This is a genomic window from Methylobacterium sp. 285MFTsu5.1, assembly GCF_000383455.1.
GTDB lineage: Bacteria > Pseudomonadota > Alphaproteobacteria > Rhizobiales > Beijerinckiaceae > Methylobacterium.
In genome coordinates this window covers 1-13,955 of the sequence record NZ_KB911270.1, presented here as the reverse complement: position 1 = coordinate 13,955, position 13,955 = coordinate 1, and the positions used below count along the sequence as shown (strand labels likewise).

Genomic DNA, 13,955 nt, shown 5'->3' with positions numbered 1-13,955 from the left:
CCGACCCATCTCGACGATCCGGATCCCGTCAGGCACAGCGCCTGCTTCGCCCGCGCGTGGACGGGCCGAGCGGTACGGTGCGGAGGATTTAGATGGCGGAGGCGATCGCCCTGGTCGGGTGCAAGGGGCCGGATCAGGAGGCGGAGTACCTGCGGATCCTCTCGGCGGCCATGCCCGAGGAACGCCTGATCCCGTTCCGGTCGATGGACGACGCGGCCCGGGCGGCCGCGCGGGTCGCCGTCGTGGCCAACCCCGATCCGGCCGAGGTCGCGGCGCTGCCGGGCCTCGTCTGGGTGCAGAGCCTGTGGGCCGGGGTCGAGAAGCTCGTCGGTGCCTTCGACCGGCCGCTGCCGATCGTCCGCCTCGTCGACCGCGAGATGGCCCGCACCATGGCCGAGGCCGTGCTGGCCTGGACCTACTATCTCCAGCGCGACATGCCGGCCTACGCCCGCCAGCAGCGCGACCGAGTCTGGCGCCCGCACGCCTACCTCAAGCCGTCCGAGACGACGGTGGGCCTGCTCGGCCTCGGGGCGCTCGGGACCGCGGCGGCGGAGCGGCTCACTGGAGCCGGCTTCCGCGTCGTCGGCTGGAGCCGCAGCCCCAAGGCGGTGCCGGACCTCGAGACGTTCCACGGCGCTGACGACCTCCCGGCGATGCTCGGCCGGTGCGACATCCTCGTCTGCCTCGTGCCGCTGACGCCGGAGACGCGGGGCCTCGTGAACGCCGAGCGCCTCGCCGCCCTGAAGCCCGGCGCCGCGCTGATCAACTTCGCCCGCGGACCGATCGTCGTCACCGAGGACCTGATCGCCGCCCTGGACAAGTGCCATCTGGCCCACGCCGTGCTCGACGTCTTCGCGGTCGAGCCCCTGCCGGCGGAGTCGCCGCTGTGGTCGCATCCCGGCGTGACGGTGCTGCCGCACGTCTCGGGGCCGACCGACATGGATTCGGCGGCCGCCACGGTGGCGGCCAACCTGAGGGCCTATCGGCGGACCGGCCAGGTGCCGGACGGCGTCGACTCGGCGCGCGGATACTAGGGCGCGCGCCTCACAGCTTCGGGAATGTCGCCGCGAGGTGGTCGATCAGCACCCGCACGGCCGGCGGCAGCCCGCGCCGGGTCGTGAAGACGATGTGCACGATCCCGGGCTGACCCTGCCAGTCCGGGTAGACGGGCACGAGCCGGCCGGCCGCGACGGCATCGGTGCAGGCGTGGTCGGGCAGGAACGCGACCCCGAGGCCGTCGGCGGCCGCGTCGCACAGCGCGGCGAAGTCGCCGCAGGTCAGGCGCGGCTCGTGGCGCAGGGTGAAGATCGTGCCGTCCCGGTGCTCCAGCCGCCACTCCGCCTCGCCGGGATCGTCGCGTGTGCCGAGGGTCGGGACCGCGCCGAGCGCGGCGATGTCGGGGCCGAGGCCGCGCGCGATCCGCGGCGCGGCGACCAGGATCCACCGCGAGGTTCCGAGCGTGCGCATGGTCAGCGACGCGTCGCTCGTCAGGTCCCGTCGGACCCGCAGCGCCACGTCGATCCGCTCCTCGATCAGGTCGACGGGCCGGTCGGTCACGACCAGCTGCAGCCGCACCTTCGGGTATCGGACTAGGAATCCGCGGACGCGCGCCGCGACGATGTCGGTGAGGCCCGTGGGACAGCTCATGCGGATCCGCCCGTGCGGCTCGGTCTGCGCCTCCGCGACCAGCGCCTCGGCCCGCTCCGCCTCGAGCATCATCGCCCGGCAGCGCTCGTAGAACCCCTGGCCGACCTCGGTCACGCGGAAGCGCCGGCTCGACCGCTCGATCAGGCGGGCGCCCAGGCGCGCCTCCAGGGCCGCGATGCGGCGGCTCAGCTTCGACTTCGGCTGGTGCAGCGCCCGGCCGGCCGCGGCGAAGCCGCCATGCGCGACGACCTCGGCGAAGTAGACGTAGTCGTTGAGATCGGCGCGGACCATCGTTCCTCCTGTGGAACGCTGGATGCCACAATCGCCGACTACCCGCACCATCGTTCCGGCGGCATCTCTCCGACCAGCGGCGCGCGCGGCGCCGAACAGCGGAGAACGACGATGACCGGCAGGTTTCAGGACAAGGTGGTGGTGGTGACCGGCGGCACCAGCGGCATCGGCCTCGCGACCGCCCAGGCCTTCGTGGACGAGGGGGCCTCGGTGTTCATCACCGGTCGCCGCCAGGAGGCGCTCGACGCGGCGGTGAAGCGGATCGGCGGCCGGATCACGGGCGTGCGCGGCGACATGGCGAACCTCGCCGACATCGACCGCCTGTACGACGCGGTCCAGCAGAAGCACGCGCAGATCGACGTGGTCTTCGCCAATGCCGGCGGCGGCAGCTTCGCGCCGCTCGGCGCGATCACCGAGGCGCATTATCAGAGCATCTTCGACACCAACGTGAAGGGCGTGCTCTTCACCGTGCAGAAGGCGCTGCCGCTCCTGCGGGACGGAGCCGCGATCGTCCTCACCGGATCGACCACCGGCAGTTCGGGCACGCCGGCCTTCAGCGTCTACTCGGCCACCAAGGCGGCCGTGCGCAACTTCGCCCGGAACTGGATCCTCGACCTGAAGGACCGGCGCATCCGAGTGAACACGATCAGCCCGGGCGTGACCGAGACCGCCGGCCTCGACGAGCTCTTCGGCGGCGGCGATCAGGCGGCGGCCACCAAGGATGTCCTCGCCGGCCAGATCCCGGCCGGCCGCGTCGGCCGGCCCGAGGAGATCGCCCAGGCGGTGCTGTTCCTCGCCTCGGACGCGGCGAGCTTCGTCAACGGCGTCGAGCTGTTCGCCGACGGCGGGCAGGTCCAGATCTGAGGGTTCGGGGCGGCCGGGACGCGACACCCGGTCCCGGCCGCCCCCGTGAACCCTGGCAATGGCCGGCGGTTAAAGGCCCGGCCCTCCGGTCCCGCTTCCTCGCGGGCGGGCGCCGGGAAGGACAAACGGTTTCCATGGGCTGGCCGCGCCGCATCCTGATCACCGCCGGTCTGGTGACCGTCGCGGCCGGCGTCGCCCTGGGCGTCGGCCGCTTCAGCTACGCGCCGATGCCCGACCGGGCGGACCTGCTCAACCCGGACCGCTACCCGATCCAGACCGCCTTCGACATCCTCGGCCGCCGCGTCTCGCGCGCGGAGGCCGACCGGCTCAGCGGCACCGAGGCCGGACGGAAGGAACTCTCGCCGAAGACCGGTGCGGTCGCGATCGATCCTGCCATGGTCGAGCGCGGCCGGCAGGCCTTCTATCAGGAGACGTTCGGCAACGAGGTCTTCCTCACCGACGTCATGGGCATGCTCGACGGCGGCCTGACTCCCACGCAGGTCGCCCTGGCGGTGGCCAAGCTCGGTGGCCAGGGCACCACCGATCTCAAAGTTGCCATGGCCAGGGACGTGCGCGTCGGCGACCGCGTCTACCGGGCGGGCGAGCTGGTCCCGACCGGGCTCGACGTGCCGAAGGGCGGCGCCTTCATCATCGGGATCAAGACCTTCTACGACCGCGGCCACCTGCGCATGGGGATCACCTGCGCCCTGTGCCACGCGGCGGTCGATCCCGGCACCGGCAGGGTCGTAGAGGGCGCGCCCAACACCGACCTCAATGCCGGCCTGCTGATGGCACTCGCGAAGAACTCCTCGGCCTACTTCATGCACGCCAGCGTGCCGGAGGCCGATGCCAAGCCCCCCGCTGAACCGCAGCATACCGGCTCGACCGGCACGGGGCCGGCGCTCCCGGACGCCGCTTCCGTCGAGGCGGCCACGAAGGTGCAGGTGGCGAGCTGGCCGCCGGGCAGCTTCGACTCGTCCGCCGACCGGGTCACCAACCCGACCTCGATCCCGTCAAGCTTCTCGGCGCACGGCGAGCCCTACAGCTGGAGCGGGCGCGAGGCGATCGGGCCCTTCGCGGGCCTGTCCTCGCTCAACAACAACGTCCACGCGGCTAATTCCGACACGACCCAGCTCGCCGCCGCCGCGCCCTGGCTGTTCGGCATGGATCCCGAGACGTATCTCGGGATCGTGCTGCGCGGCTCGGCCACGGAGGCGTTCCGCTACAGGCCCGACGGCGGCCGGAGCCCGTCGGAGGTGCTGCGCAGCGTCGATCCGACCCCGGCCTCGCCGGGGCTGAATAGCTACGCGGTGCTGCCGACCTATCCGGCGACCAACTACGTCACCGACAACGGCCTGTTCACGTCCGTGCCCGGGGAGCCGGTCAACCACGCCAACAACGCCATGTCGGCCTTCCAGAACCTGCTGCACCCGCCGGCCGCCGGGCAGGATCCCGACCGGGTCCGCGCGGGCCGCGCGGTGTTCGAGAAGGCCGGCTGCGGCAGCTGCCATTCCGGCCCGGCGCTCACCAACCACCGGGTCGTACCGGAGGCCGAGATCGGTACCGAGCCGACCCGGGCGCGGGCGGGCGCCAAGATGGAGGCGCGCCTGTCGGCGCCGGCGATGTTCGCCGCCGACACGCCGTTCCCGACCCCGGCCGACCCGGTCATCGTCCCGGTGCCGCTCGCGGGCAACGCCCTCGCCCAGGTGCAGCTCGCCTGGGGGCAGGGGGGCACGGAGGGCGGCTACAAGGTGCCGAATCTCGTGGGCCTCGCCTGGACGGCGCCGTACCTGCACGATTCCGGCATCGCGGTCGGTCCCGATGCCGAGGGCCAGCTCGGCGTCCCGGGCACGCTGTACCGGGGCGTCACCCCCGATCCCGCCAACAGCCTGCGCGCCCTGGTCGACCGGGATCTCCGGGCGAAGGTGATCGCCGCCAACGCGGCCTCGGACACGGCGCGGATCGCCCGCGTGACCGGCAAGGGGCACGCCTACTGGGTGGATGCCGGCTCGGGCGTCTCGCGCGAAGAGCAGACGGCGCTGATCGCGTACCTGCTCTCGGTCGATCGCCTGACGGAGCCGGCCGCGACGCCCTGACCGCGCCGCCCGCGAGCCGGATCTCCCATGTCGCGGACCCTCACCCCGGTCTTGGTCAGCCTCGGGCCCTGTTACCCGGCGCTGTGAAATCTCATCGTCCTCGCGGGCGGGGCGAAGCGATCCAGCAGCGCCGCGCGCGCCGGTGTCGCGCCGCCCTGGGTTGCTTCACTGCGTTGGCAAAGACGCGGCTCAGATCACCGCCTCGATCAGGCCGCGCCGCTTGGCCTCCTCGGCCTCGAGGTACCAGTTCGACGGTGCCTTCTCGAGCACCTCGTCGAGGGTGACGTCAGAGCCCTGGATCAGGTTGGCGAAGCCCTCGTTCTGGATCTCGATCGAGCACAGGATCTCGTTGAGCGTCGCCTTCACGGAGGCGATGCAGGTGGTGAGCGGTCCCTCGACCTGGAGCTGCTTGTTCATCTTGCGCTCGTGGATCATCAGCCGCGTCCCGCAGGTGAGATACCGGTTGGGCCGGGCGAAGAAGCTCATGAAGGTCGTGCCGGCCGAGTAGATCGCGGCCTTGCCGAGGAAGACGAATCGCCGGTTCGGATCCATCGCGCTGTTGAAGCGGATGTCCTCGCCCATCATCCGGGCGACCTCCGGGTCGCCGCCGAGCGTCGTCAGCTCGACGACGACGAGGTCGCGGTCCCCCGCCGCGTCGAGCTGGCGGCGGAAGTCCTTGTACATGTCGTAGTCGACCGGTCCGGAGAGCAGGACGGCCGGGGCCCGGAAGGCGGTGGGGCCGAGGGGAGTCGTGTCCATGGTCCTCCTGGTCGCGCGACCGGCCGGCTGGTCAGCGCGCTGGGTCGGGCGCGCCCGCGCCCTTGCCCACGAACGGGATGCCCTCGATCGGGCATTCCTCCGTGCCGACGCTCTGGCGGGTAATGGCCCGGACGGCGTCGCGGGTTCCGTCGGGATCCTCGATCCAGCGCCGGTAGAAGTCGTAGGGGCATTCCGACATCCCGTGCCGGTTCTCCTTCGAGTTGATCATGCCCGTGTAGCCGCGATGCAGCAGCTTGAAGAGGTGGTTCTCCGACTGGCCGTGGGCGCGGAAGTCCCGGATCAGGAATTTCGACAGGGCGGCGTACTGGATGCCCATCTCCTCCTCGCCGCACTCGCCGAGCGTGCGGCCGTCGAAGCCGATGATCGCGGAGTGGCCGAAATAGGTGTAGACGCCGTCGAAGCCGGCCGCGTTGGCCACCGCCACGTAGGTGTTGTTGGCGAAGGCCATCGCCTTCGAGATGACGACCTGCTGCTCCTTGGCCGGATACATGTAGCCCTGGCAGCGGATGATCAGCTCGGCGCCCCGCATGGCGCAGTCGCGCCAGATCTCGGGATAGTTGCCGTCGTCGCAGATGATCAGGCTGATCTTCAGCCCCTTCGGCCCGTCCGACACGTAGGTGCGGTCGCCCGGATACCAGCCCTCGATCGGGGTCCAGGGCATGATCTTGCGGTACTTCTGCACGATCTCGCCCTGGTCGTTCATCAGGATCAGGGTGTTGTAGGGCGCCTTGTGCGGGTGCTCCTCGTGGCGCTCGCCGGTGAGCGAGAACACACCCCAGACCTTGGCCTCCCGGCAGGCGGCGGCGAACACCTCGGTCTCCGCGCCCGGGACCGTCGAGGCGGTCTCGTACATCTCGGCGGCGTCGTACATGATGCCGTGGGTCGAGTATTCGGGGAAGATCACGAGGTCGAGGCCGGGCAGGCCGGTCTTCATGCCGACGATCATCTTGCCGATCGCCTTGGCGTTCTCCAGCACCTCCGCGCGGGTGTGCAGGCGCGGCATCTTGTAGTTCACGACGGCGACGCCGACGCTGTCCTGGCTGGACGAGATGTCTCCGTGCATCATGGCGTGATGTCCTCCTGACCTTGATCGTCCCCCCGGTTGAGGGCGGCTCAGTGGCTGATCATCCAGGGCCGCGCCTTCGGGAAACTCTTGGCGGCGGCAGGCGCCGCGGTAGCCTTCTTGGGCGAGCAGCAGCCGCAGCCGGCCCCGTGACTGCCCGAGCGCCGGGGAGCGTGGCGGCTGCGCTCGTTAGTGGCGTGGGCGGCCCGCAGCCCCGCATCCATGCCGGCGATGCGCGGCGCGGTGAGGAAGGCGCGCTGGCTCGTGCCGCCGCAATCCGGGCAGGCGTGCGGCTCGCGGAACTCCGCCATCGGCCGCATCACCGTGAAGGGCCCGCAGGCCTCGCAGGCGTAGTCGTAGACGGGCATGGGTGCTTCCAGCAGGGTCTTGAGAGGTGCGAACGGTGCCGACGGATCGCGGGTCCCCTCTCCCGCACGGGAGAGGGGGCAGGTCGCGTCCGGTGAGACCGAGGTGCCCACCGGACGACCGGAGGGTCAGAGATCCGGCGAGAGCGGCATCTGCACCGAGCCGTCGAGGAACTTGGTCGGTCCGTCGGCGCCGGGGTTGATGTCGAACTCGAAGATCTTGGTGGGTATCCAGAGCGTCGCGCAGGCGTTCGGGATGTCGACGACGCCCGAGATGTGGCCCTGAACCGGCGCCGTGCCGAGGATCGAGTAGGCCTGCGCGCCCGAGTAGCCGAACTTCTTCAGGTACTCGATCGCGTTCAGGCAGGCCTGCCGGTAGGCGATGTGGACGTCGAGGTAGTGCTGGCCGCCGCTCTCGTCGACCGAGATGCCCTCGAAGATCAAGTGGTCGTCGTATTTCGGCGTGATCGGCGACGGCTTGAAGATCGGGTTCTTGATCCCGTACTTGGCCATGCCGTCCTTGATCAGCTCGACCTTGAGGTGCACCCAGCCGGCCATCTCGATGGCGCCGCAGAAGGTGATCTCGCCGTCGCCCTGGCTGAAATGCAGGTCGCCCATGGAGAGGCCGGCGCCGGGCACGTAAACCGGGAAGTAGATCTTCGAGCCGCGCGACAGATCCTTAATGTCGCAATTGCCGCCGTGCTCGCGGGGCGGGACCGTGCGGGCGCCGGTGGCGGCGGCCGCATCCTTCGCGTCGCCCTTCAGGCGGCCCATATGGGCGGTCGGGCCGAAGGGCAGGGTGGCGAGCGCCGGCACCCGCTCCGGATCGGTGTCGTAGAGCGCCTTCTCGCGGGTGTTCCAGGTCTCCAGCATCTTGGGATCGGGCAGGCAGCCGATCAGGCCGGGATGGATCAGGCCGGGGAAGCGCACGCCCGGGACGTGGCGGGAGTTCGTGAACATGCCCTCGAAGTCCCAGATCGACTTCTGGGCCTGCGGGAAGTGCTCGGTGAGGAAGCCGCCGCCGTTCTTCTTCGAGAAGAAGCCGTTGAAGCCCCACTGGCTCTCGGGCTTGGCGCCGATGTCGAGGAGGTCGACCACCAGAAGGTCACCGGGCTCGGCACCCTCGACGCCGATCGGTCCCGAGAGGAAGTGCACGATCGACAGGTCGATGTCGCGCACGTCGTCGGCGGAATCGTTGTTCTTGATGAAGCCGCCGGTCCAGTCGTAGGTCTCGACGATGAAGTCCGCGCCGGGCTTCACGTAGGCGACCATCGGGATGTCGGGGTGCCAGCGGTTGTGCACCATGTCGTTGTCGTAGGCCGATTGCGTGAGATCGACCTTGATCAGCGTCTCGGGCATCTCGTGTCTCCAGCTCCCTGACTCAACCGGGGCAGGCCCCGTCCGCGCGCCGTTGCGCGTCTCTCACCCGCTCGCGAGCAGCTCTTTCAGTGCGTCGTCGAGGACCTTGATGTCGTCCGGGCTGGTGCCGGGCCCGCCTGCGAAGTGGCCCCACCACGTGTCGATCACGCGCAGCTCCGCGTTCGGCATGGCGGTCGCCTCGATGGCGTTGTCCTCGGGCGGGAAATAGAGATCGGTCGAGGCGGGCATCAGGATCGCCTTGGCGCGGATGGCGCCGAGCGCGGCCTTGAAGTCGCCCTTGAAGGTGTCGTTGGCGCTGATGTCGCCGTGCTGCCACGTCCACAGCATGGCGAGCAGGTTGTTGGCGTCGCGCTCGTAGAACAGGCCTTCCCAGAACCCGATCAGGAAGTCCTCCAGCGAGGCGTAGCCCATGTGGGTGATGTCGGCCTCAAGGCGGTAGAAGGTCTGCGACAGTCCCCAGCCCGCGTAGACCCGGCCGAAGGCGCGCAGGCCCCGGGTCGGCGGGCTCGTGTACCAGCCCTCCGCCCAGGCGGCGTCGGCCTGGAGCGCCGCCTTGGCGCCCTCCAGGAAGACGTAATTATGCCGGGAGCACTTCGCCGAGCCCTGAAACGGCAGGATTCTCGGCACCATGTCGGGGTACATCGACGCCCAGTGGTAGGTCTGGAGCGCGCCCATCGACCACCCGGTGACGAGCACGAGTTTCTCGATGCCGAAATGCTCGGTGACGAGGCGGTGCTGGGCACGGACGTTGTCGTGGGCGGTGACGTTGGGAAAGCGCGGCCCGTTCCAGGGCGCGGGCGTGTTGCTCGGCGAGGATGACAGCCCGTTACCGAACATGTTCGGGATGATGATGAAGTACTTGTCCGGGTCGAGCGCCTTGCCGGGGCCGATCAGCCATTCGTTCTCGGTGTGCTGGCCCGAGTACCAGGTCGGGTAGACGATGGCGTTGTCCTTGGCTGGGCTCAGCGTCCCGAAGGTCTTGAAGGCGAGCTTGGCCGCGCGCAGCGTCTTGCCGCACTGGAGCACGAAGTCGCCGAGCTCGAAGATCTCGTGATCGGCCATGCTGCGCCCCTAAACCGACAGGAACCGGGCGACGGCGGCCTCGTCGATCCCGTCGCGCGGGGCCTCGTGGACGATGGCGCCGTTCTCCAGCACGATCACCCGGTCGGCGACGTCGAGTGCGAAGCTCAGGACCTGCTCGGAAACGACGATGGAGAGGCCGCGCTGGTCGCGGATCGCCTTCAGGGTCCGGCCCATCTCGCGGATGATCGAGGGCTGGATGCCCTCGGTCGGCTCGTCGAGGAGCAGGACCTTCGGGCGGCTCGCCAGGGCCCGGGCGATGGCGAGCTGCTGCTGCTGCCCGCCCGAGAGGTTGCCGCCGCGCCGTCCCTTCATCTCCAGCAGGACCGGGAACATGTCGTAGAGGTCCTGCGGCACCTTCCGGGTGCCGGTGACTGTCAGGCCGGTCTCGATGTTCTCCTGCACCGTCATGGTCGAGAAGATCATGCGGCCCTGCGGCACGTAGGCGAGGCCCTTGGCGACCCGGGCGTGGCTCTTGAGCCCGGCGACGTCCGCGCCCTCGACCTGGATCGAGCCGGCCCTGACCGGCACGAGGCCCATCAGGGTCTTCATCAGCGTGGTCTTGCCCATGCCGTTGCGGCCCATCACGGCGACGATCTCGCCGGGCGCCACCGAGAAGGTCAGCCCGTGCAGGACCTCGCTCTGGCCGTAGGCGGCGTGCAGGTCCTCGACGGCGAGGGCCGGCGTCGCGGACGGGGCCGCGGCCAGCGGGGGCGCCTGGACGCCAGGGATGTGCGCAGTCTGGAGCGACGCCATCGTCAATGTCCCAGGTACACTTCGATGACCTTCGGGTCGTTCTTGACCCGCTCCATCGAACCTTCGGAGAGCACCTTGCCCTGGTGCAGGACGGTCACCCGGTGAGCGATGTCCTCGACGAACTTCATGTCGTGCTCGATCACCAGCACCGAGCGGCCCTTGATGATCTGGTTGAGAAGCTCGGCGGTCTTGATCCGCTCGCCGACGCTCATCCCGGCCACCGGCTCGTCGAGCATCAGCAGCTCCGGGTCCTGGATCAGCAGCATGCCGATCTCCAGCCACTGCTTCTGGCCGTGGCTCAGGAATTCGGCCCGCTCCTTCAGCTGGTCCTTCAGGAAGATCGTCTCGGCGATGGCGTGGATGCGGTCGCGGACCTCCGCGTCCCGCTTGAACGTCAGCGCGCCGAACACCGAGCGGCCGCGGGGGAACGAGATCTCCAGGTTCTCGAACACCGTCAGGTCGTCGTAGATCGACGGCGTCTGGAACTTGCGGCCGACGCCGGCCTGCACGATCGCGCTCTCGGAGAGCTTGGTCAGTTCCTGGCCCTTGTACTTGATCGAGCCGGCGCTGGCCCGGGTGCGGCCGCAGATCAGGTCGAGGACGGTGGTCTTGCCGGCGCCGTTCGGCCCGATGATCACCCGGATCTCGTCGGGATCGACGTAGAACGACACGTCGTTCACCGCCTTGAACCCGTCGAACGAGACCGTGAGCGCCTCGACGGCGAGGAGGTAGTCGGGCGGGGCGGCCTCGGCGCCGACCACGGGGGAGGAGAGGATCGCGGCGTTCATGGCTTGCTCACTCGGCCGGAGTGCCGTGGGGCGGGACGATGGCGGGCGGCGGGGCGCGCAGCCCCTTCACCCGGCGGGTGAGGCGAGGCTCGATATGCTCGCGCCAGATGCCGGCGAGGCCGTTCGGGAAAGCCAGCACCACCGCGATGAACAGGGCGCCGAGGCCGAACAGCCAGAGATCCGGAAAACTCTCGGAGAAGCTGGTCTTGGCCCAGTTGACGAGCAGCGTGCCCCAGACCGCGCCGAACAGCGACAGGCGCCCGCCGACCGCGGCGTAGATCACCATCTCGATCGAGGGGACGATGCCCACGAAGGAGGGCGACATGAACCCGACCTGGAGGGTGAACATCGCGCCGCCGATCGCCGCCAGTCCGGCGGCGAAGCAGAAGGCGAAGACCTTGAACCCCGCCACCGAGTAGCCGGAGAACCGGACCCGGTCCTCCTTGTCGCGCATGGCGACGAGGATGCGGCCGAGCTTCGACTTCTTCACGTACTGCGCCGCCAGGATGCAGGCGATCAGCAGGCCGCCATTGACGAAGTACAGGATGAACTTCGCCGAGTCGGTGCGGATGTCCCAGCCGTGGAGGGTGCGCAGGTCGGTGATGCCGTTGATGCCGCCGGTATAGCCCTGCTGGCCGACGATCAGGATGGTCAGGATCGCGGCAATCGCCTGGGTGATGATGGCGAAGTAGGTGCCGCCGACCCGGCGCTTGAACATCGCGAAGGAGATCAGCATCGCGAACAGGACCGGGACGGCGACCGCCAGGATCAGCGTCAGCGGCAGGCTCTTGAACGGCTGCCAGAACCAGGGGAGGGCGGTGATCTGGTTCCAGTCCATGAAGTCCGGGATGCCGGGAGTCGACTGGATTTTCGTATTCTCGATGCTCGAAGCTTCCAGCTTCAAGTACATCGCCATGCAGTAGCCGCCCAATCCGAAAAAGACGCCCTGGCCGAGGGAGAGGATACCCGCGTAGCCCCAGCAGATCACCAGCCCGAGGGCGACGAAGGCGTAGGTGAGGTACTTGCCGACGAGGTTGAGGCGGAAGCTGTCGAGCACCAGCGGCAGGACGACCAGGATCACCCCGGCCAGGAGGAGCAGGCTCAGCCACTCCACCGGCTTCATGAACGGGTTGTCGTTGACGGTGACGGATTTGGTGAGAGTCTGGACCGGGTTCGTCATCGGGAAAACATCCTCAGCGCCGGACCTTGAGGGTGAAGAGGCCCTGCGGCCTCAGCATCAGGATGCCGACCACCGCGAGCAGGGTGATGACCTTGGCCATCGAGCCGGAGAGGAAGAACTCCAGGGTCGACTGCGTCTGGGAGATCGAGAAGGCCGACGCGATAGTGCCGAGCAGGCTCGCGGCCCCGCCGAACACGACGATCAGGAAGGTGTCGACGATGTAGAGCTGGCCCGAGGTCGGCCCGGTCGAGCCGATCATCGTGAAGGCCGAGCCGGCGATGCCCGCGATGCCGCAGCCGAGGCCGAACGTGTAGCGATCGACCTTCTCGGTATCGATGCCGACCGCCCCCGCCATGGCGCGGTTCGACATCACGGCGCGGACCTGCTGGCCGAAGCGCGACCGGAAGATCAGCAGCGCGACGCTGACGGTGATCAGGATGGTGACGGCCATGACGAACAGGCCGTTGATCGGGATCTCGATCGTGTCGGTGACCTGCACCGAGCCGATCAGCCAGGACGGCAATTCGACGCCGACCTCGCGGGCGCCGAAGATCGACCGGTAGGCCTGCTGGAGGATCAGCGACAGGCCCCAGGTGGCGAGCAGCGTGTCGAGCGGGCGCTTGTAGAGGAACCGGATCAGGCCCCATTCCACCAGCATGCCCAGAGCCCCGGAGGCGAGGAACGCCAAGCCCATCGCGATGAAGAAGTAGATCGGGAACAGCGCCGGCAGGTAGGTCTGGAAGAAGGTCGAGCAGAGATAGGTGACGTAGGCGCCGAGGATCATGAACTCCCCGTGGGCCATGTTGATCACGCCCATCTGGCCGAAGATGATCGCGAGCCCCAGCGCCATCAGCAGGTAGACGGAGAACAGGATCAGGCCTGCGAAGCCCTGCATGGCGAAGATCGCGCCGAGGTCGCCGAGGGAGTAGTCGCCGAGCATGGTTTCGGTCTTCCGCAAAAGGAGTGCGTCTTCTGCCGACTCGTCACGGCCTCCGGGCGAACCGGGCCGTCTTTGCGAGCGGAGCGAAGCAATCCAGGGACGCGCTTCGTGCCGGAAAGTCTCGCTGCCCTGGGTCGCTTCGCTGCGCTCGCGATGACGCTGGGGAGGGGCTAATTTGCCCCTCCGAACGAGGTGACTACTGGTAGCCCTTCGGGAAGGGATCGGGCTTGATCAGCTCGGGGCTGGTGTAGACGATCTCGAACTGGCCGTCGGGCTTCGCCCGGCCGACCCGGGTCTTCGACCAGAGATGGTGGTTCTCGTCGATCTTCACGTAGCCTTCCGGCGCGCCCTTGAACTCGATCCCGGGCGAGGCCGCCACCACCTTGTCGACGTCGAACGAGCCGGCCTTCTCGCAGGCCATCTTCCACAGGAACGGGCCGAGATAGGCCGCCTGCGTCACGTCGCCGATGACCGTCTTCTCGCCCCACATCTTCTTGAACGCGGCCACGAATGCCTTGTTGTTCTCGTTCTGGATCGACTCGAAGTACTTCATGCAGGCGTAGGCCCCGGCGATGTTCTCGCCGCCGATGCCGTCGATCTCGTCCTCGGTCACCGAGATCGTCATCAGCACCTGCTTCGACAGGTCGATGCCCGCCGCCTTGAGCTGCTTGTAGAACGCCACGTTCGAGCCGCCGACCACGTCGGCGAAGATCACCTTGGGCTTG

The 13,955-nt window shown here is 68.8% G+C and carries 14 protein-coding genes; 3 read left to right on the top strand and 11 right to left on the bottom strand.

The annotated features are described in order from the left end of the window. Window positions 1–92 precede the first annotated feature (92 nt). Window positions 93–1,034 (top strand): glyoxylate/hydroxypyruvate reductase A, encoded by a 942-nt coding sequence (locus tag H288_RS0100070; RefSeq protein ID WP_020090557.1) that lies wholly within the window; start codon window positions 93–95, stop codon window positions 1,032–1,034. A gap of 10 nt (window positions 1,035–1,044) precedes the next feature. Here H288_RS0100070 and H288_RS0100065 read toward each other — a convergent pair whose 3' ends face one another. Further along, on the bottom strand, window positions 1,045–1,938 hold the full coding sequence (locus tag H288_RS0100065) for a LysR substrate-binding domain-containing protein (RefSeq protein WP_020090556.1): 894 nt from the start codon (window positions 1,936–1,938) through the stop codon (window positions 1,045–1,047). A 111-nt stretch (window positions 1,939–2,049) separates the two neighbouring features. Here H288_RS0100065 and H288_RS0100060 point away from each other — a divergent pair, with 111 nt between their 5' ends. Then, window positions 2,050–2,802 carry an SDR family oxidoreductase gene (locus H288_RS0100060; RefSeq protein ID WP_020090555.1) on the top strand — a complete coding sequence of 251 codons (753 nt, stop codon included), beginning with the start codon at window positions 2,050–2,052 and terminating at the stop codon, window positions 2,800–2,802. A 134-nt stretch (window positions 2,803–2,936) separates the two neighbouring features. Continuing rightward, window positions 2,937–4,898 carry a hypothetical protein gene (locus tag H288_RS0100055; RefSeq protein WP_020090554.1) on the top strand — a complete coding sequence of 654 codons (1,962 nt, stop codon included), beginning with the start codon at window positions 2,937–2,939 and terminating at the stop codon, window positions 4,896–4,898. A 189-nt stretch (window positions 4,899–5,087) separates the two neighbouring features. On the opposite strand, the gene H288_RS0100050 is transcribed toward H288_RS0100055, so the two are convergent. From H288_RS0100050 to H288_RS0100005, 10 genes are all read right to left on the bottom strand, one after another. After that, a complete protein-coding gene (locus tag H288_RS0100050) occupies window positions 5,088–5,657 on the bottom strand; it encodes an ATP-dependent Clp protease proteolytic subunit (RefSeq protein ID WP_020090553.1) in 570 nt (189 codons plus the stop codon). A 31-nt stretch (window positions 5,658–5,688) separates the two neighbouring features. Continuing rightward, on the bottom strand, window positions 5,689–6,744 hold the full coding sequence (locus tag H288_RS0100045; protein ID WP_020090552.1) for an aliphatic amidase: 1,056 nt from the start codon (window positions 6,742–6,744) through the stop codon (window positions 5,689–5,691). 47 nt (window positions 6,745–6,791) lie between these two features. Beyond that, window positions 6,792–7,109, bottom strand: coding sequence for a zinc ribbon domain-containing protein (locus H288_RS0100040; protein ID WP_020090551.1), 318 nt, complete (start codon window positions 7,107–7,109; stop codon window positions 6,792–6,794). A 126-nt stretch (window positions 7,110–7,235) separates the two neighbouring features. After that, window positions 7,236–8,465, bottom strand: coding sequence for a formamidase (fmdA, locus tag H288_RS0100035; RefSeq protein WP_020090550.1), 1,230 nt, complete (start codon window positions 8,463–8,465; stop codon window positions 7,236–7,238). Window positions 8,466–8,528: 63 nt separating this feature from the next. After that, entirely contained in the window at window positions 8,529–9,548 is a 1,020-nt protein-coding gene (locus H288_RS0100030) for an alpha/beta fold hydrolase (protein ID WP_020090549.1), read from the bottom strand. Between the two features lie 9 nt (window positions 9,549–9,557). Continuing rightward, window positions 9,558–10,322 carry an urea ABC transporter ATP-binding subunit UrtE gene (gene urtE, locus H288_RS0100025; protein WP_020090548.1) on the bottom strand — a complete coding sequence of 255 codons (765 nt, stop codon included), beginning with the start codon at window positions 10,320–10,322 and terminating at the stop codon, window positions 9,558–9,560. Window positions 10,323–10,324: 2 nt separating this feature from the next. Then, window positions 10,325–11,110, bottom strand: coding sequence for an urea ABC transporter ATP-binding protein UrtD (gene urtD, locus H288_RS0100020; protein WP_020090547.1), 786 nt, complete (start codon window positions 11,108–11,110; stop codon window positions 10,325–10,327). 7 nt (window positions 11,111–11,117) lie between these two features. Then, entirely contained in the window at window positions 11,118–12,290 is a 1,173-nt protein-coding gene (urtC, locus tag H288_RS0100015; RefSeq protein WP_020090546.1) for an urea ABC transporter permease subunit UrtC, read from the bottom strand. A gap of 13 nt (window positions 12,291–12,303) precedes the next feature. Further along, window positions 12,304–13,230, bottom strand: a complete 927-nt coding sequence (gene urtB / locus H288_RS0100010; protein WP_012322399.1) for an urea ABC transporter permease subunit UrtB — start codon at window positions 13,228–13,230, stop codon at window positions 12,304–12,306. Between the two features lie 196 nt (window positions 13,231–13,426). Beyond that, window positions 13,427–13,955, bottom strand: a 529-nt coding sequence (locus H288_RS0100005; protein ID WP_020090545.1) for a transporter substrate-binding protein, incomplete at its 5' end; no start/stop codon positions are given.

Excerpts from the sequence above, each read along its gene's own strand:
- H288_RS0100070 (WP_020090557.1), top strand. The coding sequence starts at position 93 with ATGGCGGAGGCGATCGCCCTGGTCGGGTGCAAGGGGCCGGATCAGGAG.
- H288_RS0100065 (WP_020090556.1), bottom strand. The coding sequence starts at position 1,938 with ATGGTCCGCGCCGATCTCAACGACTACGTCTACTTCGCCGAGGTCGTC.
- H288_RS0100060 (WP_020090555.1), top strand. The coding sequence starts at position 2,050 with ATGACCGGCAGGTTTCAGGACAAGGTGGTGGTGGTGACCGGCGGCACC.
- H288_RS0100055 (WP_020090554.1), top strand. The coding sequence starts at position 2,937 with ATGGGCTGGCCGCGCCGCATCCTGATCACCGCCGGTCTGGTGACCGTC.
- H288_RS0100050 (WP_020090553.1), bottom strand. The coding sequence starts at position 5,657 with ATGGACACGACTCCCCTCGGCCCCACCGCCTTCCGGGCCCCGGCCGTC.
- H288_RS0100045 (WP_020090552.1), bottom strand. The coding sequence starts at position 6,744 with ATGATGCACGGAGACATCTCGTCCAGCCAGGACAGCGTCGGCGTCGCC.
- H288_RS0100040 (WP_020090551.1), bottom strand. The coding sequence starts at position 7,109 with ATGCCCGTCTACGACTACGCCTGCGAGGCCTGCGGGCCCTTCACGGTG.
- fmdA (WP_020090550.1), bottom strand. The coding sequence starts at position 8,465 with ATGCCCGAGACGCTGATCAAGGTCGATCTCACGCAATCGGCCTACGAC.
- H288_RS0100030 (WP_020090549.1), bottom strand. The coding sequence starts at position 9,548 with ATGGCCGATCACGAGATCTTCGAGCTCGGCGACTTCGTGCTCCAGTGC.
- urtE (WP_020090548.1), bottom strand. The coding sequence starts at position 10,322 with ATGGCGTCGCTCCAGACTGCGCACATCCCTGGCGTCCAGGCGCCCCCG.
- urtD (WP_020090547.1), bottom strand. The coding sequence starts at position 11,110 with ATGAACGCCGCGATCCTCTCCTCCCCCGTGGTCGGCGCCGAGGCCGCC.
- urtC (WP_020090546.1), bottom strand. The coding sequence starts at position 12,290 with ATGACGAACCCGGTCCAGACTCTCACCAAATCCGTCACCGTCAACGAC.
- urtB (WP_012322399.1), bottom strand. The coding sequence starts at position 13,230 with ATGCTCGGCGACTACTCCCTCGGCGACCTCGGCGCGATCTTCGCCATG.